Genomic DNA, 25,476 nt, shown 5'->3' on the forward strand with positions numbered 1-25,476 from the left:
CACCGTGGACAGCTCGCGCACGATCCGATACATCTCCGGGGCCTCGCGCGTCGATCAGGTGCCGCTCAGGAGTGGCGGCCCTTCGCGATGTCGATCATCTCCTCGCGCGGCACGACCTTGACGCGCTCACGGCCGGCCGTCTCCCCGAGGGACAGCTCGTGGGCGTCCAGCAGGGAGAACTCGTCCCAGGTGATGACGTCCACGCCGCGCTCGGCCAGGAAGTCGACGATCTGCTGCGGCTCGCCGTGCGGTGCGGTGCGACCGCCCTCCGGCGATCCCTCGGTCACGTCGCCGCCGTCGCCGACGCCGGTGACGTCCTCGACCAGGTGGCGGATCGTCTCCGAGGCGTCGGACTTGGTGTGGCCGATGAGGCCGACCGGTCCGCGCTTGATCCAACCGGTGGTGTACACGCCGGGCAGGTGCTCGCCGTCGAGGTCGACGACGCGCCCCTCGCGGTTGGAGATGACGCCCTTGAGGTCGTCGAAGGGGATCTCCGGCAGCGGGGACCCGAAGTAGCCGACGGCCCGGTAGACGGCCTGCACGGGCCAGTCGTGGAACTCGCCGGTCCCCTTGACCGTGCCGTCGCCCTGCAGGGCGGTGCGCTCGGTGCGCAGCCCGGTGACCTTGCCGTCCTCGCCGAGGACCTCGGCCGGGGAGTGCAGGAAGTGCAGGTGGATGCGCCGCGAGGCGGTCTGCTGGGACGGCTCGACCAGGGTCCAGTCGGTGAGCGTCTTGACGACCTGCTTGGTCTGGTTCGTCGCCTCGATGGCCTGCATCGAGCCCTCGTCGAAGTCGAAGTCCTCCGGGTAGACGACGATGTCGACGTCCGGCACGTGGCCGAGCTCGCGCAGCTCCAGCGGCGAGAACTTCACCTGGGCCGGGCCGCGGCGGGCGAAGACGTGCACGTCCGTGACCGGCGAGGCCTCCAGACCGGCCTGCACGTTCGCCGGGATCTCCGTGGACATCAGGTCCTTCGGGTGCTTGGCCAGGATCCGCGAGACGTCCAGGGCCACGTTGCCGGCGCCGAGGACCGCCACGTGCTGGGCGTCCAACGGCCAGGTGCGCGGCACGTCGGGGTGGCCGTCGAACCAGGAGACGAAGTCGGCGGCGCCGTAGGAGCCGTCGAGGTCGATCCCGGGGATCGGCAGGGCGGCGTCCTTGATGGCGCCGGTGGAGAACACGACGGCGTCGTAGTACTGACGCAGGTCCTCCAGCTTGAGGTCGACGCCGTAGTTCACGTTGGCCAGCAGGCGCACGTCACCCTTGCTCAGCACCTTGTGCAGGGCGTTGATGATGCCCTTGATCCGCGGGTGGTCGGGGGCGACGCCGTAGCGCACGAGTCCGAACGGGGCGGGCAGCCGCTCGAAGAGGTCGATGCTGACGTCGAGGTCGGTCTTGGACAGGATGTCCGCGGCGTAGATGCCGGCGGGGCCTGCACCGACGATCGCGACGCGCAGAGGTCGGGTGCTGCTCACTGCGAGGTACGCCTTCCGGATCGGGGCTTGCGTGGAGTTCGATTCTAGGAGGTTCTGCCTCGGCAGAGATGAGGTCTACCTCACTGCCAGGGTCTCAACGAGATCCCAGGATGCCACACCCGTCTCGGGGGATGAACAGGCCGTCTTGCCTGGCGGACAAAATGTCTCGCGGCGCCGTGGCCTAGCATCCGGCCATGCCGACGATGATGCAGCGCACGCGGAGCGAGGTCGCCCCCGTGCGGCGGACCGTCGTGTCGGGCGCCCTGCCCGTGATCGCCTGGGCCGTGTGGGTCAGCGGGCCGGGCTGGGCGACCCCGGCCGTCGCGGTCGCCGCCGTCGCCGGCCTCGCCCTGTTCGCCGTCGACGTCCGCACCCACCGGCTCCCTGACGCCCTCACCTACCCCACGACGGCCCTCGTGGCCGTCCTGCTGACCGTCGCCGGTGCCGTCACGGGGGCCTGGGACGTGGCGGCGAGGGGCCTGCTCGGCGCGGCCGTCCTCGGTGGCGGGTACCTGGTGCTGCACCTGCTGCACCGGAGCGGTCTGGGACTGGGGGACGTGAAGCTCGCCGTGCTGCTCGGTCTCGTCTCGGCCTGGTTCGGCTGGCCGGTCCTTGCGGCCACCGCCGTGCTGCCGTTCCTGCTCGGCGGGACCGCCGCCCTGGTGCTGCTCGCGACCCGGCGGGCGACACGGTCGACCGCCATCGCCTTCGGGCCGTTCATGCTCGGCGGAGCCGCGGTCGCCCTGACGGCGCACCGCCTGCTCGTGGGCTGACGGCGACCGGCGTCGGCACCGGCGTCGGCACCGGCGCACGTCCGGAACGGGCAGCGGATCTCAGACGGTGCGGTCCGCCAGCGCGGTGGCGAGGTCGGTCAGGGCCGCCTTGACGGGCCCCTCCGGCAGCGGCTCGAGCTCGGCGGCCGCCTCGCGGGCCCGGCCCACGGCCCGCCGCCGCGTCTCGGCGAGCACGTCGTGCTCCCGCAGGTCCGCGACGACGGCCGCCAGCACGGTGTCGTCCGACAGGTCCCCGTCCAGGCGCGCCAGCAGCTCGGCGTCCGCCGCGGTGCCCTCCCCGCGCGCGACGCGCTGGCGCAGCAGCAGGACCGGCATCGTCGGCACGTGCTCGCGCAGGTCCGTCCCGGGCGTCTTGCCGGACTCCGCCCCGGAGGAGGCGACGTCCAGCACGTCGTCGGCGAGCTGGAAGGCCAGGCCGACCTTCTCGCCGTAGGCCGCCACGGCCTCCACGACATCGTCCGGGCAGCCGCCGAACATGGCGCCCAGCCGGGCCGAGGTGGACAGCAGGGAGGCCGTCTTGTCGCTGAGCACCTGCAGGTAGTGCTCGACCGGGTCGTCCCCCTCGCCGGGACCGGTGGTCTCGTGGAGCTGGCCCAGGCACATCCGCTCGAACGTGTTCGCCTGCAGCACCACGGCCTCGGGCCCGAGACCGGCCACGAGGGCGGACGCGCGGGCGAACAGCAGGTCCCCGACGAGGATCGCCACCGTGTTGCCCCACACGGTGTGCGCGGCCGGGGCCCCGCGGCGCACGGGCGCGGAGTCCATGACGTCGTCGTGGTAGAGCGAGGCGACCTGCGTCAGCTCGACGACGACCGCGGCCTCGACGAGCTCCGGCGCGGACCCGTCGCCGAGCTCGCCGGCGAGCAGGGTCAGCAGCGGCCGGAACCGCTTGCCGCCGGCCGCCACCAGGTGGCGACCGGCGTCGTCGGCGAGTGCGTCGGTCGAGGCCACCGCGTCGTCGAGCATCGTGTCGACCTGCGCCAGCCGCTGCGCGATCCGGTCGGCCAACGCGGAGTCCGTCAGCGGGATGCCGGTCGGCAGGGTCGAAGCAGCGCCCGCAGGCGCGTCAGAAGCACGGGTCACGATCCGAACCTATCTTCCCGACGCGCCCGGAGCCGAACGGAGCTCACGGGCCGAAGGGTCGGAACGCCGCCGCCTGCGTCGTCCAGTCCAGCACCGCTGCCGGGACGATGCCGAGCAGCACCACGCCGACGGCGCAGACCGTGATCGCCACGGCGGTCGGCCCCTGGGAGGCGACCACGACCACGGCGGCGCGCCCGGCGAGGGCCCGCGCCGCCGTGAGCGTCCCGGTGCGGGCCGGCTCCGGCCCGTCCTCGACGCCCTCGCCGTCCCGGAACCCGTCGTCCGGGGTCCCGTCGGCCGCGACGGCACCGGCGGGGGTGACGCCGTCGTCGGCGGTCTCCTCCACCGGCGGCGTGAGCACCATCAGGACGATGAGCCGGACGTAGAAGAACACCGCGACGATCGAGGCGAGCACACCGATGACGGCCAGCGGCCAGGCGCCGGCCTCGACCGCGGCCGAGAACGCACCGAACTTCGCGAGGAACCCGGCCGTCAGCGGGATCCCCGCCATCGACAGCAGGAACAGCGAGAACGCCGTCGCCAGCAGCGGCGAACGCCGCCCGAGGCCCGCCCACTGGGACAGGTGCGTCGCCTCGCCGAGCACGACGCCGTCGGCGTCCTGCTCGCGCACGAGCGTCACGACGGCGAAGGCGCCGAGCGTGGCCAGCCCGTAGGCCAGGACGTAGAACAGCACGGCCTGCGCGCCGACCTCGTCGAGTCCCACCATCGCCACCAGCAGGAACCCGGCGTGGGCGATGGAGGAGTAGGCCAGCATCCGCTTGACGTCGGTCTGCACGGCTCCGGCGGCCGTGCCGACGAGCATCGTCAGGATCGCGACGACCCACAGGCCCGTCTCCAGGTCCCGACGCAGGGGCTCGTCCAGACCTGCGGCCAGCGTGAACAGCACCCGCACCATCGCACCGATGGCGGCCGCCTTGACGCAGGCGGCCATGAACGCGGTGATCGGGGTCGGCGCACCCTGGTACACGTCCGGGGTCCAGGTGTGGAACGGCGCCGCGCCGATCTTGAACAGCAGGCCGACGGAGATCAGCAGCACGGCGGCGATCACGAGGTCCGGCATCATCGTCAGGACCGGGCTGTCCGGGTTCGCCAACCTGGACACGGCCAGCTCGAGGCTGACCGTCGCGGTGGCGCCGTACACCAGGGCGATGCCGAACAGCATCAGCGCGCTGGCGAACGACCCCAGCAGGAAGTACTTGAACGCGGCCTCCTGGCTGAGCAGCCGGCGGCGGCGGGCCGTCGCGCAGAGCACGTACAGCGGCAGGGACAGCACCTCGAGGGCGATGAACAGCACGATGAGGTTGTCCGTGGCCGGGAACAGCAGCATGCCGCCCGTGGCGAACAGCATCAGCGGGTAGATCTCCGTCTGCTGCAGCCCGGCCTGGCGAGCGGCGTCCTCGTAGGCGGTGCCCGGCACCGCCGCGGCCGTCGGGGCGAAGGCGTCCTGCCCGGTGCTGGTGCGGTCGGCGACGACCAGCACCCCGAGCAGGGCCAGCAGCGCCACCACGGCCTGGATGCCCAGCGTGAACGGGGTGAGGAGCACCGTGCCGTCCACGACGAAGGCGAGACCGTCGGTGAGCACACGGTCCCAGAGCAGCGCCACGGCCACCAGGGACCCCGCCAGGGCGCCGAGCGTCAGCACGAGCTGGACCACGCGGCGGGCACGCGCAGGGACGAAGGCCTCGACCAGCACGCCCACCACCCCGGCGGCCAGGACCACCAGGACCGGCGACAGGACCGCCCAGTCGATCTCCGGTGCGACGAACTCGTTCACTGCTCGCTCCCCTCTGCAGCACCGAGCACGGGCTGCGGATCGGTGGCGCCGACGAGCTCGACGGAGACCTCCGCCGGCTCACGGACGTAGTCGAGCGCCGGCCCGGGCACCAGGCCCAGCACGACCAGCGCGGCCACCAGCACCCCGGCGACGGTCTTCTCCCGGCCGCCCAGGTCCTTGGCCCCGGCGACCTCCGCGCCGACCGGGCCGGTGAACATGCGCTGGTAGGTCAGCAGCACGTAGGTCGCGGCCAGCACGACGGCGGGGACGGCGACCAGCACCGCCGCGGGCCACCGGCCGTAGGCACCCAGGAAGACCATGATCTCCGAGACGAACGTCGCCAGACCCGGCAGCGCGAGGGCCGACAGCCCCGCGACGAGGAACGTGCCGCCCAGGACCGGGGCGACCGTGCGCATCCCGCCGTAGTCCGACACCAGCTGGCTGTGCCGCGGGTGCCGGGCGATCGCGAAGCCCGCCAGGAGGAACAGCGCCCCGGTGGAGATGCCGTGGTTGAGCATCATGAAGCTCGACCCGGAGACCCCCACCGAGGTGAAGGTGAAGATGCCCAGGATGATGAACCCGAAGTGCGACACCGAGGTGTAGCCGATCAGACGTAGCACGTCCGACTGCCCGATCGCCAGGATCGCGCCGTACAGGATCGAGATCACGGCCAGCACCACCACGAAGGGCGCGGCCCACCGGCTCGCCTCCGGGAACAGCGGCAGGCACAGGGTCAGCATGCCGAAGGTGCCGACCTTGTCCAGCACGCAGATGAGCAGCGTCGAGGTGCCCGGCGTGGCGTTCTGGGTGACGTCCGGCAGCCAGGTGTGCACCGGGAACATCGGTGCCTTGATCGCGAAGGCCAGGAAGAACGCGGCGAACATCAGCCGCTCGGCCATCGGGTCGAGGGCGAGCCCGGTGAGGTTGTCGGTGAGGAACGCGTCCTGCGGCCGCAGCCCGGTGGCCGCGTCGACCGGCACCTGCAGGTACAGGGCGATGACGGCGGCCAGCATGATGAGCCCGCCGCCGAGGGAGAACATCAGGAACTTCACCGCGGCGTACCGGCGCTGCGCACCCTGCCCGAACCCGCCGATGAGGAAGTACGCGGGGATCAGCATGGCCTCGAAGACCACGTAGAACAGGAACACGTCCCGCGCGGTGAAGACCAGGACCATGAAGCTCAGCAGCACCAGCACCGTGGCCAGGTAGCGGCGCAGCCGGACGGCGTCACCGCCCTGCTCGTGCCACGCGGCGAGGATCACCAGCGGCACCAGACCCGCGGACAGGGCGACCAGCAGCAGCGCCACCCCGTCGACGCCGACCGCGTAGCTGGCGCCGAACGCGGGGATCCACGGGTAGGTCTCGGTGAGCTGGTGCGTACCGGCCGCACCCGTGTCGAAGGCGAGGAACGCCCCCACCACCAGGGCGACCTCCACCAGCGCACCGACGAGGGCCACCGTCCGGGCGGTGCCTGCGCTGAACGCGCCGCCGCCCGAGGCCGCGCCGGCAGCAGGCCGCCCGCGGCCCACACCGGTCAGTGCGGTGGCCAGCGCAGCCACCAGCGGCCAGGCGACGAGCACCGTCAGCCAGGGAAATGTCGACATCGTCATCCCTTCCACGCCTCAGCCCGCCGTCGTCGCCACGAGCCAGATCACGAGCACGATCACACCGAGGCCGCCCAGGGTGATCGCGGCGTACTGCCGCGCGTACCCCGACTGCCAGCCCCGCAACCAGCTCCCGAGCCGGCCGACACCTCCGGCCAGCCCCAGCCAGCCGGCGTCCACCGCGGTCCGGTCGGCGAAGACCATCGACCGCGTCAGGTACTGCCCCGGACGCATCACGAGGGTCTCGTTCACGTCGTCCTGGTGGAGGTCCACCCGGGCCGCCCGGACCAGGGCCGGCGCGGGCGGCGCCGTCGTCGGCACCGCGCGGGTGGCGTACTGCACCCAGGCCAGGGCCGCCCCCACCACGACCAGGGTGAGCGTCAGCCCGATGATGACCGGCACCGCGAGCACGGGTTCGTCGTGCTCGGCGTGCCCCGTGACCGGTTCGAGCCAGTGGACGAACCCGTCACCGGCGGCGAGCACCCAGCCGAGCCCCACCGAACCGAGCGCCAGGACGACCATGGGCACCGTCATCAGCAGCGGCGACTCGTGCGGGTGCCGCTCGACCGTGCCGTCCGCACCGTCCGCGCTCCAGCGCCGACGTCCCGCGAACGTCATGAAGAACAGCCGCGACATGTAGTACGCCGTGATGCCGGCGCCGACGAGCGCCACCGTGCCGAACACCCAGGGACGCCAGCCCTCGCCGACGAACGCGGCCTCGATGATCTTGTCCTTGGACCAGAACCCCGAGAACGGCGGGACGCCGAGGATCGCAAGCCAACCGAAGCCCATCGTGATCCACGTGACCGGCAGCAGCCGCCAGAGCCCGCCGAAGCGGCGCATGTCGACGTCGTCGTCCATGCCGTGCATCACCGAGCCCGCGCCCAGGAACAGCCCGGCCTTGAAGAAGCCGTGGGTGACCAGGTGGAAGATCGCGAACGCGTACCCGATCGGGCCGAGCCCGGCCGCCAGCATCATGTAGCCGATCTGGGACATCGTCGACGCGGCGAGCGCCTTCTTGATGTCGTCCTTGGCGCAACCGACGACCGCACCGAACAGCAGCGTCAGCGCACCGACGATCGCGATGACGAGCTGGGCGTCGGGCGCCGCCTCGAGCAGCGGGCCGGAACGCACCAGCAGGTAGACGCCGGCGGTGACCATCGTGGCCGCGTGGATGAGTGCCGAGACCGGGGTCGGACCGGCCATCGCGTCCCCGAGCCAGGCCTGCAGCGGCAGCTGTGCCGACTTGCCGCAGGCCGCCAGCAGCAGCATCAGCCCGATCGCGGTGTTCAGCCCCTGGTCGGCGGCGTCGGCCGAACCCAGCACCGTGCCGAAGTCGAGGGCACCGAACGTGGCCAGCATGAGCATCATCGCCACGATGAGGCCCATGTCGCCGACCCGGTTCATGAGGAACGCCTTCTTGCCGGCCACCGCGTTGGGCAGGTGGTGGTCCCAGAACCCGATGAGCAGGTACGAGGCCAGGCCCACGCCCTCCCAGCCGACGAACAGCAGCAGGTAGTTGTCCGCGAGCACCAGCAGCAGCATCGCCGCGACGAACAGGTTGAGGTAGGCGAAGAACCGCCGCCGGTCGTGGTCGTGCGACATGTAGGCCACCGAGTAGACGTGGATCAGCGTGCCCACGAAGGTCACCAGCATCACGAACGTCATGGACAGCGGGTCGAGCTGGAACCCGAGGTCGACCGTCAGGGGCCCGGCGTCGATCCAGGTACCGACCGAGGAGGTCGCCACCCGCTGCTCGGCGTCGACGCCGAGCATGTCGAGCAGGATGACCAGGCCGATCACGAACGTCGCCGTCGAGGCCAGCACACCGAGCCAGTGACCCCACCGGTCGCCACGGCGCCCGATCAGGAGCAGCAGCGCCGCGCCGATCAAGGGGGTCGCGACCAGCCACGGGGCGAGGGAGAGCGTCTGCGTCGTCATCGAAGTCGTGGCCTTCCTAGCTCTTGAGCAGGTTGACGTCGTCGACCGAGGCCGACCGGCGGGCACGGAAGATCGTCACGATGATCGCCAGCCCGACCACGACCTCGGCGGCGGCGACGACCATGACGAAGAAGGCCAGGACCTGGCCGGTGACGTCGCCGTGCATCCGCGCGAAGGTGACCAGCGCGAGGTTCGTGGCGTTGAGCATGAGCTCGATCCCCATGAACACCACGATCGTGTTGCGGCGCAGCAGCACCGTCGTCGCGCCGAGCGCGAAGAGCACGACCGACAGGTAGAGGTAGTTCGTCAGCTCCATCAGCGGGTCTCCCCCTCGCTGCTGTCCGGTCCGACGCTCGGCACCGGGTCGTCGGGGACGTCCAGCTCGCGGTGCACCAGCGTCTCCTCGGCGGTGAGGAGCTCGGCGGCCTCGCGCTGCTGCCCGCGGATGCGCAGCACCCGCGGCACCGAGTGCTCGAGCGGCCGGCCGGTGTGGTCGAGAGCCGGGGTGTCCATCGCGTTGTTCTGCGCGTACACGCCGGGCGCCGGCAGCGGGCTCAGGTGGCGGCCGGTGGGCAGCGCCGCGATCTTGGCCTCGGCCAGCGCGCGCTGCGTGGGCTTGGCCCCCAGGCGGCGGCGGTGGGTCAGCACCAGGCCGGCCACGGCGGCGGTGACGAGCAGGATGCCGACGACCTCCATGGCCACGACGTAGTGCTCCATCACCACGCGGGCGAGCGCGACCGGGTTGGTCACCCCGCCGGTCTCCGCCAGGCCCCGCGGCGGCGGGAACGTCGACCGGGCGATGACGCCGCCGAGCACGGACGCCAGCCCCAGTCCGAGCAGCAGGCCGACCCAGCGCTGGCCCCGGATGGTCTCGGTCAGCGAGTCGGCCGCGTCCACCCCGACGAGCATCAGCACGAAGAGGAACAGCATCATCACCGCGCCGGTGTACACCACGACCTGGACGACGCCGAGGAACGGCGCCTCCTGGGCCACGTAGAGCACGGCCAGGGAGATCATGACGAAAACGACGCACACGGCCGCGTGCACGGCCCGCCGCACGACCAGCAGCCCCGAGGCCGCGAGCACCATGAGCGGGGCCAGCACCCAGAACAGGACGGTCTCGCCGCCGGACACGGTCATGGCCGGGCCTCCTCGGTCTGCACGGGGCGGCGGTCCAGGCTGGACTGCGTCGCCGCGGCTCGGGTCGCCTCGGCACGGTCCTGGTCGGGCCGCAGGTGGTGGGTGTCCGGGACCGGGGGCGGGGCGTCGCCGGCCACGACGGCGGACGCGGCGTCCAGCGTCGGGTCGTCCGGGCGGTGCTCGCGCACCCAGTCCACCTGCTCCGCGGTCGGTGCGGTGACCTCGCCGCGGTAGTACTCGGTGTCCGTGGTGCCCTCCGCCATCGGGTGCGGGGCGGCGAGCATCCCCTCGGCCAGCGGCGCCAGCAGGTCCTGCTTCTCGTAGATCAGGCCCTCCCGCGTCGGCCCGGCGAGCTCGTAGTCGGGGCCCATCGTCAGCGCCCGCGTCGGGCACGCCTCGATGCACAACCCGCAGAAGATGCAGCGCAGGTAGTTGATCTGGTAGACGCGGCCGTACCGCTCACCCGGGCTCATGTGCGCCTCGGGGGCGCCGTCCACCGCGTCGGCGTTGTCCGCGCCCTCGACGTAGATCGCGTCGGCGGGGCACGCCCAGGCGCACAGCTCGCAGCCGATGCACTTCTCGAGCCCGTCCGCGTACCGGTTGAGCTGGTGGCGCCCGTGGTACCGCGTCTGCGGCGGCGTCTTCTTGCGGGGGTACTGCTCGGTGACGGTCGGCTTGAACATCGACGAGAACGTCACGCCGAAGCCGGCCACGGGAGCGAACAGCTCACCGAGGGGTCCCTTCTTCGGGCGCAACGGCTCGTAGGGCTGGTCGCTCATCGCGTCTCCTCGTCGTCGACAGCGGTCGCGGTGCGGGTCTCGGCGTCCTCGGCGGGCGGCACCGTGCGCCGCGCCCGCGGTGAGGGCGGCAGGGTCTGGCCGGGGACGGGCGGGACGGGGTAGCCGCCGGCGAAGGCGTCGAACCCGCCCTCGCCGTCGGTCGTCGCCTCGGCCCCGGTCGGCTTCTTCTCGGGCCACAGCCACAGCACCGCCATCACGACGGCGAGGGCCACGAGAATCCCGACGATCATCTGGGTCTGCGTCACACCGGCCAGGCCCGCCCACTGGAAGACCCCGAGGATCACGACCCAGGCCAGCGCGAACGGGATGAGGACCTTCCAGCCGAAGACCATGAACTGGTCGTAGCGCAGCCGCAGCAGCGTGCCGCGCACCCAGACGAAGAGGAACATCAGCAGCCACACCTTGGCCAGGAACCACAGCAGGGGCCACCAGCCGGTGTTGAGCACCCCGTCACCCACCAGCGACAGCGGCCACGGGGCGCGCCACCCGCCGAGGAACAGCGTCGTGGCGACCGCGGAGACGTTGAGCATCGCGATGTACTCCGCGAGGAAGAACCACGCGAACTTCATCGAGGAGTACTCGGTCATGTACCCGCCGACGAGCTCGCCCTCGGCCTCCGGCAGGTCGAACGGGAGCCTGTTGGTCTCGCCCACCATCGAGATGAGGAAGATGACGAACGCGGGGGCCAGCGGGATGAACCACCACAGGCTCGTCTGGGACTCCACGATGGACGACGTCGACATCGAGCCGGCCATGATGAACACGCTGACCAGGCTCAGCCCCATCGCCAGCTCGTAGCTGATCACCTGGGCGGTGGAGCGCACCGACCCCAGCAGCGGGTACGTCGAGCCCGACGACCAGCCGCCCAGCACGATGCCGTACACGCCGATCGAGGCACAGGCCAGGATGTACAGCACGGCCACCGGGAAGTCGGTGAGCTGGGCGGGGGTGGTGAAGTCCGTGAACGGGATGGTCACCGACGGGCCGAACGGGATCACGGCGAAGACGAGCAGCGAGCAGAACACCGAGATCATCGGGGCCAGCAGGTAGACGCGGCGGTCGGCGTTGGTGACCGTCACGTCCTCCTTGAGCAGCAGCTTCATCGCGTCCGCGAGCGACTGCAGCAGACCGAACGGACCGTGCCAGTTCGGGCCCGGCCGCAGCTGCATCCGGGCGACGAGCTTGCGCTCGAACCAGATCGCGAACAGCACGCTGGTCAGCAGGAAGACGACGATGAGCACGGCCTTGACGACCGAGACCCAGATCGTGTCGGCACTGAAGTCGGCGGCGACGCCGGGGATCATGCCTGGACTCCCTTCTCGGCCGGGGCGACCCGGACCTGGCGGCCCGGGGAGACCCCGAGGGTGTCGTGCACACGGCAGCCGCGGGACGCCAGGGGCAGCCACACCACGTGGTCGACCATGTCGGTGATCGCCACCGGCACGGTGATCGCCCCGCGTTCCGTGGAGACCGTGACCTGGTCGCCGTCGAAGACGTCGACCCCGGCGGCGGTCGCGGCGCTCATCCGGGCCACCGGCGTCTTGGCGGTGCCGGCCAGGAACTCCTCGCCGTCCTGCATCGAACCGTCGTCCAGGAGCAGCCGCCAGCTCGCGAGCACCGCGGACCCCGGCGGGACGCCGGGCGGGTCGTCGGTGGCGTGCTGCGGCGGGTGCGCCCGCGGTCCGTCCCAGGAGCGCAGCGCGGCGATCGAACGGTGGGCCCGCACCGGCTCGGCCGACTGCAGGTCGTGGTCGAGCAGCGTCGCGAGCTCGTGCAGCACCCGGTGGTCCGGCATCGCCGTGGACTCCAGGGCCTGGCCGAAGGACCGGACGCGGCCCTCCCAGTTCCAGTAGGACCCGCCGCGTTCGACCGGCGGGGCCACCGGCAGCACGACGTCGGCCAGCTCGGTGGCCTCGCTGCGGCGCACCTCGAGGGAGACCGCGAACCCGGCCGTGGCCAGGGCACGGCGGGCGTGCTCCGGGTCGGGCAGGTCGGCGATCTCGACACCGCCGACCAGGGCCCCGGCAAGCTGCCCCACGCTCAGGGCGTCGAGGATCCCGGCGGTGTCCAGACCGCGGGTGGCGGGCAGGTCGTCCACGGAGACGCCCCAGGTGGCGGCGACCTCGGCGCGGGCCGTGCGGTCCTCCAGCGGCCGGCCGCCGGGCAGCAGGCCCGGCAGCAGACCGGCCTCCACGCCACCGCGCTCCCCGGCGCGGCGCGGGATCCAGGCCAGCCGTGCACCCGTGGTCTCCGCCAGCTCCAGGGCGGCGGCGTAGGCACCGGGCGACCCCGCCAGGCGCTCGCCGACCAGGAGCACCGCGCCCGGTCGGGCCAGCGCCTCGGCGGCCTCCATGACACGCGTGTCGTCCGAGTCGGCCCGGCTGGTGCTCCCGGAGGCCTGCCGGGCGACGGCGCCGAGCCACTCGGCCTCCGTGCCCGGGGCGGCCGGCAGCAGCGTGCCGTCGAGCCGGGACAGCCCCCGGCTCGTGAAGGGCGCGACCGAGAACACGCGGGTCCCCTTCCTGACGCCCTTGCGCAGCCGCAGGAACGTGACGCCGGCCTCCTCCTCGGCCTCCAGCCCGGCGAGCAGCACCGCCGGTGCCGCCTCCAGATCACCGAAGGTCACGCCGACGCCGGTGCCGGCCACGGCGTGGGCGAGGAAGTCCGCCTCCTCCACCGAGTGCACGCGGACGCGCTGGTCGACGTCGTCGGTGCGCAGCACCGTGCGCGCGAAACGGGACCAGGCGAAGGCGTCCTCCACGGTGAGACGGCCGCCCGGCAGCACGCCGACCCCGCCGTCGTCGCGGGCCGCGGCCAGTCCCCGGGCGGCGACCTCGAGGGCCTCCACCCACGAGGCGGGGCGCAGCTCGCCGTCCTCGCGGACCAGCGGGGTGGTCAGACGGTCCGGCGCGTCCTGCCAGGTGAACGCGAACCGGTCCTTGTCCGTGATCCACTCCTCGTTGACCGCCGGGTCGTCGCCGGCCAGCCGGCGCATCACCGAGCCGCGGCGGTGGTCGACGCGGATCGCCGAGCCGCAGGCGTCGTGCTCGGCGATGCCGGGGGTGGACACGAGGTCGAAGGGACGCGACCGGAACCGGTACCGCGCCCCCGTGAGGGCACCCACCGGGCAGATCTGCACCGTGTTGCCGGAGAAGTAGGAGGCGAACGGCTGCCCCGAGGCGTCGGGCAGGGCGACACCCTGCGGGACGTCCACGGCGGTCTCCGCCCGGTGCTGGCCGCACGGCGGGGCGAAGTCGAGCACGTCCTCGTCGAAGCGCCCGATCTGCTGGTCGGCGCCGCGCTCCTGCAGGTCGATGAAGACGTCGCCGGCGATCTCCTCGCTGAACCGCGTGCACCGCTGGCAGAGCACGCAGCGCTCCCGGTCGAGCAGGATCTGCGTGGACACCTGGATCGGCTTGGGGAAGGTCCGCTTGACGTCGGTGAAGCGCGAGTCAGCCCGGCCGTGGCTCATCGCCTGGTTCTGCAGCGGGCACTCACCGCCCTTGTCGCACACGGGGCAGTCCAGCGGGTGGTTCATGAGCAGCAGCTCCATGACCCCCTGCTGGGCCTTGTCCGCGACCGCCGACGTGCGCTGGGTGCGCACCACCATGCCCGGCACGACCGTCATCGTGCACGAGGCCTGCGGCTTGGGCATCGGCCGCAGGTTGCCCTCGCGGTCGGGCATCTCCACCTCGACCAGGCACTGCCGGCAGGCCCCCGCGGGCTCCAGCAGCGGATGGTCGCAGAACCGGGGGATCTCGATGCCGACCTGCTCGGCGGCGCGGATCACCAGCGTGCCCTTGGGCACGGTGACCTCGACCTCGTCGATCGTGCAGGTCACCGTCTCCACCGGCTGGTCGGTGTGCCGGTCCGTGGTCGCGGTCATCAGTGGCCTCCTGCACCCGCGAGCGCCGGCGGCGCCTGGGGCGTGTCGTCGAACAGCGTGGAGCGGGCGGGGTCGAACGGGCACCCGCGCCCGTCGAGGTGCGCCTCGTACTCGTCGCGGAAGTACTCGATGGACGAGGTGATCGGCGAGGTCGCGCCGTCGCCCAGGGCGCAGAACGCCCGGCCGAGGATGTTGTCGCACAGGTCCAGCAGCACCTCGATGTCCCCGGCCTCCCCCGCGCCGGCCTCGATGCGGTGCAGGATCTGCTTGAGCCAGTACGTGCCCTCGCGGCACGGGGTGCACTTGCCGCAGGACTCGTGGGCGTAGAAGTCGGTCCAGCGGCTCACCGCCCGCACCACGCAGGTCGTCTCGTCGAAGATCTGCAGCGCACGGGTGCCGAGCATCGACCCGGCGGCCCCCACGGACTCGTAGTCCAGCGGGACGTCCAGGTGCTCGGCGGTGAACAGCGGCGTCGAGGACCCGCCCGGCGTCCAGAACTTCAGCTCGTGACCCTCGCGGACCCCGCCGGCCAGGTCGAGCAGCTCGCGCAGGGTGATGCCCAGCGGTGCCTCGAACTGCCCGGGGCGGGTCACGTGGCCCGACAGCGAGAACAGCCCGTGCCCGGTCGACTTCTCGGTGCCCATCGACGAGAACCAGTCGGCGCCGTGGGCGACGATGCCCGGGACCGAGGCGATGGACTCGACGTTGTTCACCACGGTGGGCCGGGCGTACAGCCCCGCGACGGCGGGGAACGGCGGCTTGAGCCGCGGCTGTCCGCGACGGCCCTCGAGCGAGTCCAGCAGCGCCGTCTCCTCGCCGCAGATGTAGGCGCCGGCCCCGGCGTGCACGGTCACCTCGAGGTCGAAGCCGGACCCGTGGATGTTCGTGCCCAGGTGACCGGCCTCGTAGGCCTCGCGCACGGCAGCCAGCAGCCGCCGGTACACGTGCAGCACCTCGCCGCGCACGTAGATGAAGGCGTGGTGGCAGCCGATCGCGTAGCTGGTGATCGCCACCCCCTCGACCAGGTGCTGCGGGCTGGCGAGCATGAGCGGGATGTCCTTGCAGGTGCCCGGCTCCGACTCGTCGGCGTTGACCACCAGGTAGCGGGGGCCGCCGTCCGGCGGGGGCAGGAACCCCCACTTCATCCCGGCGGGGAACCCGGCGCCGCCACGACCGCGCAGCCCGGAGTCCTTGACGAGCTGGACGAGGTCCGCGGGGTCCCGGGTCAGCGCCGTGCGCAGCCCCGTGTAGCCGCCCGCCGCCTCGTAGGTGGCGAGCTTCCACGAGCCCTCCGCGTCCCAGGTGTCGGTCAGGACCGGCGTCAACGTGTCAGTCATCGTCACCCTCCTTCGCGTCGGCCGGCCCGGCGGGACCCGTGTCGTCCGACGGCGTCGTCGGCTTGCGCTCGGCGCTGGACTGTCCGGTGCCGGTCTCCGGCGGCACCTCGGCACGCGGCGTGCCGGAGATCTCGGGCTGGTCGGTGCCCGGTGCGGTCCAGCCGCGCTCGCGGGCGATCCGCAGGCCCTCGAGGGTCGGGCCGCCCGCGCCGACGCCCTCGTCGGCCCGGCCGTCGTCGAAGCCGGCCAGGACCCGGCTCATCGTCTTGAAGGAGCAGACCGAGTCCGCCCCGCGCGTCGGGGTGACCTGCTCGCCGGCGCGCAGCCGGTCGGTCAGCTCGGCGGCCGAGTCCGGGGTCTGGTTGTCGAAGAACTCCCAGTTGACCATCACCACGGGGGCGTAGTCGCAGGCGGCGTTGCACTCGACGCGCTCCAGCGTGACGGAGCCGTCCGGCGTCGTCTCGTCGTGCGCGACGTCCAGGTGCTGGCTGAGCCGGTCGAAGATCGCGTCCCCGCCCATCACGGCGCACAGCGTGTTCGTGCACACCCCGACGGTGTACTCGCCGTTGGGGCGGCGCTTGTACTGGGTGTAGAAGGTCGCCACCGCCGAGACCTCGGCCGCGGTCATGCCGAGCTGCTCGGCGCAGAAGACGATGCCGTCGCGGCTGACGTAGCCGTCGACGGACTGCACCAGGTGCAGCAGCGGCAGCAGGCCGGACCGCGGGTCCGGGTAGCGGGCCTTGATCGTCCCCGCGTCGGCCTCGAGCGCGGCCAGCGTCTCGGCGTCGTACCCCGTGCGCGAGCGTGCGCCCACCGGTTCGGCCGTCATCGGTCCACCCCTCCCAGCACCGGGTCCAGGGACGCGACGGCGACGACGACGTCGGCCACCTGGCCGCCCTCGCACATCACCGACACGGCCTGGAGATTGTTGAACGACGGGTCGCGGAAGTGCGCCCGGTAGGGGCGCGTGCCGCCGTCGGACACCACGTGCACGCCGAGCTCGCCGCGCGGGTGCTCGACCGTCTGCCACGCCTGCCCGGCCGGCACCCCGAAACCCTCGGTCACCAGCTTGAAGTGGTGGATGAGGGCCTCCATGGAGGTGCCCATGATCTTGCGGATGTGGTCCAGGGAGTTGCCCTGGCCGTCGGAGCCGACGGCCAGCTGGGCGGGCCAGGCGATCTTCTTGTCCGCCACCATCACCGGTGCCCCGACGGTGTCGTCCAGCCGTGCCAGGCACTGCTCGACGATCTTCAGCGACTGGTAGCACTCCTCGATCCGCAGCACGACGCGGGCGTAGCAGTCGGCGGCCGTGTCCGTGGGGACGTCGAAGTCGTAGTCCTCGTACCCGCTGTACGGGAACGCCTTGCGCACGTCGTACGGGTGCCCGGCCGACCGCAGCACCGGGCCGGTGACGCCGAGGGCGAAGGCGCCGGACAGGTTCAGCACGCCCACGCCCTGCAGCCGGGACTTGAAGATCGGGTTCGCGAGCATCAGGTCGCCCAGCATCCCGATGTACTTGCGCAGGCTCGGGAGCAGGGAGCGGACGTTCTCGGTGAAGCCCTCGGGCACGTCCTGCGCCACACCGCCGGGCCGGATGTACGCGTGGTTCATCCGCAGGCCGGTGACCGCCTCGAACAGGCGCAGGATCTCCTCCCGGGCGGTGAACCCGAGGGTCATGATCGTCGTGGCGCCCATCTCGTTGCCGCCCGTGCCCAGGCAGACCAGGTGGGAGGCGACCCGGTTGAGCTCCATCATCAGCACGCGGATCACGCCGGCCCGCTCGGGCACGTCGTCGGTGATGCCGAGCAGCCGTTCGGTCCCCAGGCAGTAGGCCGCCTCCTGGAAGAGCGGCGCCAGGTAGTCCATCCGGGTGCAGAACGTGGTGCCCTGCGTCCAGGTGCGGTACTCCATGTTCTTCTCGATGCCGGTGTGCAGGTAGCCGATCCCGCACCGGGCCTCGGTCACCGTCTCGCCGTCGATCTCCAGCATCAGGCGCAGCACGCCGTGCGTGGAGGGGTGCTGGGGACCCATGTTGACGACGATGCGTTCCTCGCCGATCGCCTCGCGGGCGATCTCGTCCCAGTCGCCGCCCGAGGCCTCGAACCCGGCGACACCGGGTCCGTAGTCCTCGGCCGCCGGTCCGGTCGAGTGCACCGAGTGCGGCACGTCGTGCGCCGGGGCCGTCATGAGTACTCCCTCCGGACGTTCGGCGGTGGCACCGTGGCGCCCTTGTACTCCACGGGGATGCCGCCGAGCGGGTAGTCCTTGCGCTGCGGGTGACCCGGCCAGTCGTCGGGCATCTCGATCCGGGCCAGCGCGGGGTGGCCCTCGAAGACGATCCCGAAGAAGTCCCACGTCTCGCGCTCGTGCCAGTCGTTGGCCGGGTAGACCGTCGTCGTCGACGGCAGGTGCGGGTCGTCGTCGGGGCAGGTGACCTCCAGCCGCAGGCGCCGGCCGTGCGTCACGGAGGTGAGGTGGTAGACGGCGTGCAGCTCGCGGCCCACGTCGTCCGGGTAGTGGACGCCCGAGACGCCCAGGGACAGCTCGAAGCGCAGGTCCTGGTCGTCGCGCAGCGCCCGGCAGACCGCCATCAGGTGCTCGCGGGCGACGTACAGCGTCATCTCGGCGTCCCGGCTCGGGCCCTCCCCCTCGGCGGTCCGCCGCGGGTCGGTGATCACCACCCGTTCGACCGCGTCGGCGAAGGACACGCCCGCCTCGCCGAGCACCTCGGCCAGCACGTCCACGACCTCGTCGAACCACCCGCCGTACGGGCGCGACGCCGCGGCCGGCATCGTCACCGTGCGGGTCAGCCCGCCGTAGCCGGACGTGTCCCCGGTGCCCTGCACCCCGAACATGCCGGTGGTCTCGCGGACTACCTCGGCCGTCGGTCCCTGCTGCCGGCGCTCGACCTCGCCGGAGTGCTCGCTCATCGCAGCAGTCCCGGCATCTGGGAGGTCGGCGTCGCCTCGAGGGCCGCGGCCTCGGCGGCCTTCGCCGCCTCGACGCGGTTGACGCCCATCGGGGAGTCCTGGATCTGCTGGTGCAGCGCGAGGATCGCGTTGATGAGCATCTCCGGGCGGGGCGGGCAGCCGGGCAGGTAGATGTCCACGGGGAGCACGTGGTCGACGCCCTGCACGATCGCGTAGTTGTTGAACATGCCGCCGCTGGAGGCGCACACGCCCATGGAGAGCACCCACTTGGGCTCGCTCATCTGGTCGTAGACCTGCCGCACGACGGGCGCCATCTTCTGGCTGACACGGCCCGCCACGATCATCAGGTCCGCCTGGCGCGGCGAGGCCCGGAAGACCTCCATGCCGAACCGCGACAGGTCGAACCGCGAGGCGCCGGCCGCCATCATCTCGATGGCGCAGCACGCCAGGCCGAACGTCACCGGCCACACCGACGCCTTGCGCAGGTAGCCGGCGAGATCCTCGATCGTCGTCAGCAGGAACCCCGAGGGGGACTCCTCCAGACCCATGACTCCTCCTTCGCGGAGATCTCGGTACCGGCGACCGCCGGCACCCTTGCCGAACTGCCCGTCAGACCCAGTCGAACCCGCCGCGCCGCCACTCGTAGACGAACGGCACGGTGATCAGGGCCAGGAACACGAGCATCGCCGCCAGCCCGAAGCCGGCCAGCACCGTGAAGTCGACCGCCCACGGGTAGAGGAAGACGACCTCGATGTCGAAGACGATGAACGTCATCGCCACCAGGTAGTACTTGATCGGGAGCCGACCGCCCCCGGTGGCGTGCGGGGTGGGCTCGATCCCGCACTCGTAGGCGTCGAGCTTGGCCCGGTTGTACTTGCGGGGTCCGATCACCGCGCTCGCACCGACCCCGCCGAGGGCCAGCACGGCGGCGATCCCCATGAGGACCAGCACCGGGACGTACGGGTTGCTCATCGGTTCTCCTCACCCATGCCTGTGTCACTTCCTCGTGCCACGACGCGTCTCATGCCAGGTCGCTCCCGCACGAACGGTGCGGTGCCCCGCTCCGGCACGTCTCGTTCCTCGCCGTCCCTGCGCGAGGGCTCCTCGCGCTCATGACGCCGGGACCACCCTGGTCAGTCCGGCGATGACCCGGTCGATCCAGTCGCCGCCGCGGGGCTCGTAGCAGTCCGAGAGCAGCTTGAGCACGAACTGCATGACCACCGGTCGCGGCAGCCCGTACTTCACGCACGCCCGCATCACCGCGGGGTGCTCGATGAGCTGCACGAACCAGCGGCCCAGCGTGTAGTAGCCGCCCAGGTCGTCGCGCATCCGGTCGGTGTAGGTGGCCAGGGTGCGCTCGCGGGCGTCGTCGGTCAGCCGCGTGCGGGCCTGCGCGATCGCGTCGGCGGCGACGCGGCCGGCCTGCAGGGCGTAGGCGATGCCCTCGCCGTTGAACGGGCTGACCATCCCGGCGGCGTCGCCGACCAGGACGGTGCCGTCGCGGTACATCGGGCTGCGGTTGAACCCCATCGGCAGCGCGGCACCCCGGACGGGCCCGATCTGGTTCTCGGGGGTGAACCCCCACTCCGGCGGGGTGTTGGCGGTCCAGGCCTTCATCATGGCCCGGTAGTCGTGCCCCTGGGCGGACTGGCGCGCGGGGGTGGAGCTCACGGAACCCAGCCCGACGTTCGCGGTGCCGTCGCCAAGGGCGAAGATCCAGCCGTAGCCGGGCAGCAGGTTCGACGCGCCCGGGGTGCCGTCCCACAGCTCGAGGTGCGACTCCATGAAGCGGTCCGCGTGCCGGGGCGTGCCCTCGGTGCGGTAGTAGGTCCGCACCGCCGTCCCCATCGGCCGGTCGTCCCGCCGGGTCAGCCCGAGCGCGGTCGCGAACCGGGAGGAGACGCCGTCGGCCGCCACCACGACCGGCGCCCGGTAGGTGCGGGGGGCGCCGTCGGCGCGTCCACGGGCGTCCAGCGGCTGGGCCTGCACCCCGACCACGCGGCCCGTGCGCTCGTCGGTCTCCGGGCCGGTGACCTTGGTGCGCTCGAGGAGCTTGGCGCCCGAGGCCTGCGCGTGCTGGACGAGGCCGTGGTCGAGCGTCATGCGGGAGCGGGCGAGCCCGTAACCCGGGTAGGTGGTCAGCTCCGGCCAGGCCAGCTCCCAGGAGCGGCCGCCCGCGACGACGCGCAGCCCCTCGTTGCGGATCCAGCCGTCCTCGGCGCGGGTGTCGACGCCCATGCGGGCGAGCTCGGCCACGGCGCGCGGCGTCAGGCCGTCACCGCAGATCTTGTCGCGCGGGAAGGCGGACTTCTCCAGGAGCAGCACGTCCAGGCCGGCGACGGCGCACCAGTGCGCGGCCGCGGCCCCGGCGGGACCTGCACCGACGACGATCACGTCCGCGTCGTCACGATCTACCGCTCGCACTGCTCACCTCCCGCCGCAGGAGACCTCGGCACCCTCGCCGAGGCCACTTGTGAACCCGCTCACAACGTTCTGCGTGCACTCTAACCACGTTCAGCGACCGATGTGTAGGAAGGCAACCCTTCGTTGACGCCGGGGCGGTCACGGGGTGGCCCGGGAGGGCGCCACGACGAGCAGGAACGGTGGCGGCACGACGGGTCACGGCATACGGTCGTGAGCGCATCGCCCCGATCGTCCAGCCACAGGAGGCACCTGAAGATGAAGGCCGTGACCGCACTCGCCGTCGGCGTCGCCGTGGGGTACTACCTCGGCACCGAGCAGGGCAGGGAGAAGCTCGAGCAGGCCAGGAAGCTGGCCGTCGACACCTGGAACGACCCCCGGGTGCAGGAGAAGGTCGCCGGAGCCCAGACGCGGGCCTCCGGCAACTGAGCGACCCCCGGCCCGACCTCCCGGCGATCGTCAGTCGGCGGGTCGGGTCGCCCGGTGCAGGGCCACGATGCCGCCGGTGAGGTTCCGGTAGGCCACGCGGCTCCACCCGGCCCCCAGCATCAGCCGGCCGAGCCCGTCCTGGTCCGGCCAGGCGCGGATCGACTCGGCCAGGTACTCGTACGACCCCTTGTCCCGCGTGACCGCCCCGGCCACCGCCGGCAGCGCCCGCATCAGGTACTCCAGGTAGACCTGACGGAACGGCGCCCACACGGGGTGCGAGAACTCGCAGATCACCACCCGACCGCCCGGGCGCGTCACCCGCAGCATCTCGCGCAGCGCGGCCGAGGTGTCCACGACGTTGCGCAGACCGAAGCTGATCGTCACGGCGTCGAAGGTCGCGTCCGCGAACGGCAGCCGCGTCGCGTCGCCCGCCACGAAGGGCAGGTCCGCCCGACGCTGCTTGCCGACCTGGAGCATCCCCATCGAGAAGTCGGACGGGACGACGACGGCACCGGCGTCCGCGAACGGCTCGCTCGAGGTCCCGGTCCCGGCGGCGAGATCGAGCACCCGCTCCCCCGGGCCGGCCCCGACCGCGGCCACCGTCGCCCGCCGCCAGGAGCGGTCCTGGCCCAGGGAGACGATGTCGTTGGTGAGGTCGTAGCGCTCGGCGATCCCGTCGAACATCGAGGCGACCTCGACGGGCTTCTTCTCCAGGCTGGCGCGCGACATGGCCACATCGTCCCACGGCCGACGGTCGACGGTCCCCACGCGGCGTACCCTGGACCCTGATGTCCGCCACGCCCCACCCGGCGCCGGTCCCGCCGTCGGGCGCGTCCGCCGGCACCCCCGTCCCCGCACCCGAGCCGCCGCGGCTCGTGGTCCGCACCACGCGGCTGGACCCCCTGCCGGGCGAGCTCACCGCTCTGGTCGACCTGCTCCCGGACGAACGCCCGCTGACCTGGGTCCGCCGCGGTGACGGCATCGTCGGCTGGGGCGAGGCCCTGCGCCTGGACACCTACGGCCCGGGGCGCTTCGCCGACGCCGACGCCGCCTGGCGCGCCGCCCTCGCCCGCGCCGTCGTGCGCGACGAGGTCCGTCTGCCCGGCAGCGGCCCGGTGGCCTTCGGCACGTTCGCGTTCGACGACGGCGGGACCGGCGAGGCCTTCGACGGGTCCTCGCCGCAGGGGTCGCTCGTCGTGCCGCGGGTCGTCGTCGGGCGCCGGGGCGACGTGACGTGGATGACCACGATCGCCGTCGACGGGACGCTCGAGGCCCCCGGGGACGCCGGCCTGGCCGCCACGGCACGCACCCCGGTCCACGACCCCGGCCGGGTGACGCTCACCGACGGGGCGGTCGGCGCCCGCGACTGGCCCGCGGTCGTGGCCGAGGGGGTCGCCCGCATCCAGGCCGGCGAGCTGGAGAAGGTCGTGCTGGCCCGCGACGTCGTCGCCACCACCGAACGTCCCGTGGACCCGCGCTGGCTGCTGCGCCGGCTGGCTGCGCGCTACGAGTCCTGCTGGACGTTCTCCGTGGCCGGGATGATCGGCGCCACCCCCGAGCTGCTGCTGCGCAGCGAGAAGGGTCTGGTCACCTCCCGCGTCCTGGCGGGCACCATCCGCCGCGAACCCGGGATGAGCGACGACGACGCGCTGCTGCACGCCGCGCACCTGGCACGCTCGTCGAAGGACCTGGAGGAGCACGAGTTCGCCGTCGCCTCGGTCGCACGCTCGCTGGCGCCGTTCTGCTCGTCGATGAACGTCCCGGACACGCCCTTCGTGCTGCACCTGCCGAACGTCATGCACCTCGCCTCCGACGTCACCGCGGTGCTGGACCCCGCCACCCGGTCGAGCTCGCTGTCGCTCGCCGCGGCGCTGCACCCCTCCGCAGCCGTGTGCGGCACGCCGACGGTGGCCGCACGTGACCTCATCCGCGAGATCGAGGGCATGGACCGGTCCCGGTACGCCGGGCCGGTCGGCTGGGTCGGCGCCGACGGCGACGGCGAGTGGGGCATCGCGCTGCGGTCCGCGGAGCTCGCCGACGACCCGCACCACCTCCGCCTGTTCGCCGGCTGCGGGATCGTCGCGGCCTCCGACCCGGAGGCGGAGCTCGCCGAGTCGGAGGCGAAGCTCGTCCCGATGCGCTGGGCCCTCGGCGTCTGAGCGACGTCACGTCCGCACGCGCGGAGCGGGTCCGGTCGACAGCTCGACCGGACCCGCTCCGCGCGACCGCACCGGTGTGACCGGGAGGGGACCGGTCAGTCGCCGAACAGCTCGCGCAGCCAGTTCGGGATGTTGTCCGGCGCCGTCGGGTCGGACGACCCGCCCTGACCGTCCTGCTGCTGGTCCTGGTCCTGCTGCTGGTCCCGCTGCTGGTCCTGGTCCTGCTGCTGGCCCTGCTGCTGGTCCTGGCCGCCCTGGCCGGAGCCGACGGTCTCCTCGCGGACCGCGAAGGAGACGTCGACCGAGGCCGCCTGGCCGTCCCGCACGTAGGTGACGGACGCCGACTCCCCCGCGGTGCGCTCGCGCACGTAGGCGGTCAGCGACTCGGCACCGCTGACCGAGTCGTCGTCGATGGCGACGACGACGTCGCCCGCCTGCAGGCCGGCCTCCGCGGCGGGCGAACCGCCGACGACCTCGACGACCTCGGCACCCCGGCGCGTGACGCCGTCGGCGGTCGCCGTCGCGTCCCGCAGGGACACGCCCAGGAACGCGTGCTCGGCGGTGCCGTCCTCGACGAGCTGGTCGGAGACGTTCGTGGCCAGGTTCACCGGGATCGCGAACCCGAGCCCGATCGACCCGGAGGCGCCGCCCGCCCCGCCGGACATCGTCGCGATGGACGAGGTGATCCCGACGACCCGGCCCTGCGCGTCGAACAGCGGTCCGCCGGAGTTGCCGGGGTTCACGGCCGCGTCGATCTGGATCGCGTTGGTCACCACGACGTCGCCGCCGTCCCTGCCGGAGGCCGCCACGGGGCGGTCCAGCGCCGAGACGATGCCGGTGGTCGCCGTGTTGGCCAGGCCGAGCGGGTTGCCGACGGCCAGGACGGAGTCGCCGACCTGGACGGCGTCCGAGTCGCCGAACGTCGCGGGCTGCAGGTCGTCCGGCGGGTCGGCCAGCTGGACCACGGCGAGGTCGGTGGTGGGGTCGGTGCCCACGATCGTGGCCTCGTACAGGCGCCCGTCCGACAGGGTGACCTGGACGGTGCCGTCCGCGGCGCCGGCGACCACGTGGTTGTTGGTCAGGACATGCCCGGCCTCGTCGACGACGACACCCGACCCCTCGGACCCTCCGGACTGGCTGCTCACCTGGATCGCCACGACGGACGGCGCGACGGCCGAGGTGACGGCCTGCCAGTCCGGGTTCTCGCTGGTCGAGCTGGCCACGGGGGCCGCCTGCGAGGTCGTGGACGCGCCCACCTCGGCGAGCGAGGACTCGCTCGTGCCGTCGTCGAGCAGGGACACCGCGCCGACCGTCGCCACGCTCGCGAGCACGGCGGCGCCGGCGGCCGCGGCGACGACCGGCACCCACGGGGTGCGACGCCGCTCGGCGCCCGCCGCCGGCGGGTACGTCGGCGCGCCCCCGGACCACCCGGTCTGGTGGGACGCGCCGTAGGCCGGGCCGGGCTGGTACGACGGCGCTGCGCCGACGGGCTGCGGCGCGGCCGACCGGTCGGGTGCCGGAGCCTGCGTCGCGGCGCCCTCGTGGCGTGCGGCCGGCAGCGGGTGCGTCGGCTGCTCGACGGGGTGCTCCTGGCCCGACGGCTGCTGCGGTGCGGGGGTGTGCTCGGTGCTCATGTGCCCTCCTCGATGTCTGCCCCTACACCACACCATCAGCCTTGGCCG

The 25,476-nt window shown here is 72.6% G+C and carries 22 protein-coding genes; 3 read left to right on the forward strand and 19 right to left on the reverse strand.

The features are described 5' to 3' along the window. Positions 1-65 precede the first annotated feature (65 nt). Entirely contained in the window at positions 66-1,475 is a 1,410-nt protein-coding gene (locus HLI28_RS02780) for an FAD-dependent oxidoreductase (RefSeq protein ID WP_171245987.1), read from the reverse strand. 194 nt (positions 1,476-1,669) lie between these two features. Here HLI28_RS02780 and HLI28_RS02785 point away from each other — a divergent pair, with 194 nt between their 5' ends. Beyond that, a complete protein-coding gene (locus HLI28_RS02785) occupies positions 1,670-2,248 on the forward strand; it encodes a prepilin peptidase (protein ID WP_171245988.1) in 579 nt (192 codons plus the stop codon). Positions 2,249-2,308: 60 nt separating this feature from the next. On the opposite strand, the gene HLI28_RS02790 is transcribed toward HLI28_RS02785, so the two are convergent. The 16 genes from HLI28_RS02790 to HLI28_RS02865 form a co-directional block, all read right to left on the reverse strand. Next, entirely contained in the window at positions 2,309-3,352 is a 1,044-nt protein-coding gene (locus HLI28_RS02790) for a polyprenyl synthetase family protein (protein ID WP_343035590.1), read from the reverse strand. Between the two features lie 43 nt (positions 3,353-3,395). Next, a complete protein-coding gene (nuoN, locus tag HLI28_RS02795) occupies positions 3,396-5,147 on the reverse strand; it encodes an NADH-quinone oxidoreductase subunit NuoN (RefSeq protein ID WP_171245989.1) in 1,752 nt (583 codons plus the stop codon). Beyond that, complete coding sequence (locus HLI28_RS02800) at positions 5,144-6,751, reverse strand: NADH-quinone oxidoreductase subunit M (protein WP_171245990.1); 1,608 nt, start codon at positions 6,749-6,751, stop codon at positions 5,144-5,146. Before HLI28_RS02800 ends, nuoN begins: the two co-directional genes overlap by 4 nt. A gap of 18 nt (positions 6,752-6,769) precedes the next feature. Then, entirely contained in the window at positions 6,770-8,692 is a 1,923-nt protein-coding gene (gene nuoL / locus HLI28_RS02805) for an NADH-quinone oxidoreductase subunit L (RefSeq protein ID WP_171245991.1), read from the reverse strand. Positions 8,693-8,708: 16 nt separating this feature from the next. Further along, positions 8,709-9,008 carry an NADH-quinone oxidoreductase subunit NuoK gene (gene nuoK, locus HLI28_RS02810; protein ID WP_171245992.1) on the reverse strand — a complete coding sequence of 100 codons (300 nt, stop codon included), beginning with the start codon at positions 9,006-9,008 and terminating at the stop codon, positions 8,709-8,711. Further along, the gene (locus tag HLI28_RS02815; protein ID WP_171245993.1) at positions 9,008-9,832 is read right to left on the reverse strand and encodes an NADH-quinone oxidoreductase subunit J; all 825 of its coding nucleotides are present in this window, start codon (positions 9,830-9,832) and stop codon (positions 9,008-9,010) included. The genes nuoK and HLI28_RS02815 overlap by 1 nt, the downstream gene beginning before the upstream one ends. Next, the gene (nuoI, locus tag HLI28_RS02820; RefSeq protein ID WP_171245994.1) at positions 9,829-10,611 is read right to left on the reverse strand and encodes an NADH-quinone oxidoreductase subunit NuoI; all 783 of its coding nucleotides are present in this window, start codon (positions 10,609-10,611) and stop codon (positions 9,829-9,831) included. Before nuoI ends, HLI28_RS02815 begins: the two co-directional genes overlap by 4 nt. Further along, positions 10,608-11,936 carry an NADH-quinone oxidoreductase subunit NuoH gene (nuoH, locus tag HLI28_RS02825; protein ID WP_171245995.1) on the reverse strand — a complete coding sequence of 443 codons (1,329 nt, stop codon included), beginning with the start codon at positions 11,934-11,936 and terminating at the stop codon, positions 10,608-10,610. The genes nuoI and nuoH overlap by 4 nt, the downstream gene beginning before the upstream one ends. Continuing rightward, positions 11,933-14,518, reverse strand: a complete 2,586-nt coding sequence (locus HLI28_RS02830) for an NADH-quinone oxidoreductase subunit G (protein ID WP_171245996.1) — start codon at positions 14,516-14,518, stop codon at positions 11,933-11,935. The genes nuoH and HLI28_RS02830 overlap by 4 nt, the downstream gene beginning before the upstream one ends. Further along, positions 14,518-15,855: an NADH-quinone oxidoreductase subunit NuoF gene (gene nuoF, locus HLI28_RS02835; RefSeq protein ID WP_171245997.1), complete on the reverse strand. Its 1,338-nt coding sequence runs from the start codon at positions 15,853-15,855 to the stop codon at positions 14,518-14,520. Before nuoF ends, HLI28_RS02830 begins: the two co-directional genes overlap by 1 nt. Continuing rightward, positions 15,848-16,684, reverse strand: coding sequence for an NADH-quinone oxidoreductase subunit NuoE (gene nuoE, locus HLI28_RS02840; RefSeq protein ID WP_171245998.1), 837 nt, complete (start codon positions 16,682-16,684; stop codon positions 15,848-15,850). The genes nuoF and nuoE overlap by 8 nt, the downstream gene beginning before the upstream one ends. Continuing rightward, complete coding sequence (locus HLI28_RS02845; RefSeq protein WP_171245999.1) at positions 16,681-18,042, reverse strand: NADH-quinone oxidoreductase subunit D; 1,362 nt, start codon at positions 18,040-18,042, stop codon at positions 16,681-16,683. The genes nuoE and HLI28_RS02845 overlap by 4 nt, the downstream gene beginning before the upstream one ends. Continuing rightward, complete coding sequence (locus HLI28_RS02850) at positions 18,039-18,785, reverse strand: NADH-quinone oxidoreductase subunit C (RefSeq protein ID WP_171246000.1); 747 nt, start codon at positions 18,783-18,785, stop codon at positions 18,039-18,041. Before HLI28_RS02850 ends, HLI28_RS02845 begins: the two co-directional genes overlap by 4 nt. Then, positions 18,782-19,333: a NuoB/complex I 20 kDa subunit family protein gene (locus HLI28_RS02855; protein ID WP_171246001.1), complete on the reverse strand. Its 552-nt coding sequence runs from the start codon at positions 19,331-19,333 to the stop codon at positions 18,782-18,784. Before HLI28_RS02855 ends, HLI28_RS02850 begins: the two co-directional genes overlap by 4 nt. Positions 19,334-19,394: 61 nt before the next feature. Then, complete coding sequence (locus HLI28_RS02860; RefSeq protein ID WP_171246002.1) at positions 19,395-19,757, reverse strand: NADH-quinone oxidoreductase subunit A; 363 nt, start codon at positions 19,755-19,757, stop codon at positions 19,395-19,397. Positions 19,758-19,895: 138 nt separating this feature from the next. After that, a complete protein-coding gene (locus tag HLI28_RS02865; protein WP_171246003.1) occupies positions 19,896-21,209 on the reverse strand; it encodes a geranylgeranyl reductase family protein in 1,314 nt (437 codons plus the stop codon). A 264-nt stretch (positions 21,210-21,473) separates the two neighbouring features. Here HLI28_RS02865 and HLI28_RS02870 point away from each other — a divergent pair, with 264 nt between their 5' ends. After that, entirely contained in the window at positions 21,474-21,635 is a 162-nt protein-coding gene (locus tag HLI28_RS02870; RefSeq protein ID WP_171246004.1) for a hypothetical protein, read from the forward strand. A gap of 30 nt (positions 21,636-21,665) precedes the next feature. On the opposite strand, the gene HLI28_RS02875 is transcribed toward HLI28_RS02870, so the two are convergent. Beyond that, positions 21,666-22,364: a demethylmenaquinone methyltransferase gene (locus HLI28_RS02875; protein WP_171246005.1), complete on the reverse strand. Its 699-nt coding sequence runs from the start codon at positions 22,362-22,364 to the stop codon at positions 21,666-21,668. Between the two features lie 59 nt (positions 22,365-22,423). Here HLI28_RS02875 and HLI28_RS02880 point away from each other — a divergent pair, with 59 nt between their 5' ends. Beyond that, positions 22,424-23,794, forward strand: a complete 1,371-nt coding sequence (locus HLI28_RS02880) for an isochorismate synthase (protein ID WP_171246006.1) — start codon at positions 22,424-22,426, stop codon at positions 23,792-23,794. A gap of 95 nt (positions 23,795-23,889) precedes the next feature. Here the strand turns inward: HLI28_RS02880 and HLI28_RS02885 are convergent, their stop codons facing one another. Beyond that, the gene (locus HLI28_RS02885; RefSeq protein ID WP_171246007.1) at positions 23,890-25,428 is read right to left on the reverse strand and encodes a S1C family serine protease; all 1,539 of its coding nucleotides are present in this window, start codon (positions 25,426-25,428) and stop codon (positions 23,890-23,892) included. Positions 25,429-25,476 lie beyond the last annotated feature (48 nt).

The sequence above is a fragment of the Isoptericola sediminis genome, assembly GCF_013085345.1.
GTDB classification, from domain to species: domain Bacteria; phylum Actinomycetota; class Actinomycetes; order Actinomycetales; family Cellulomonadaceae; genus Isoptericola; species Isoptericola sediminis.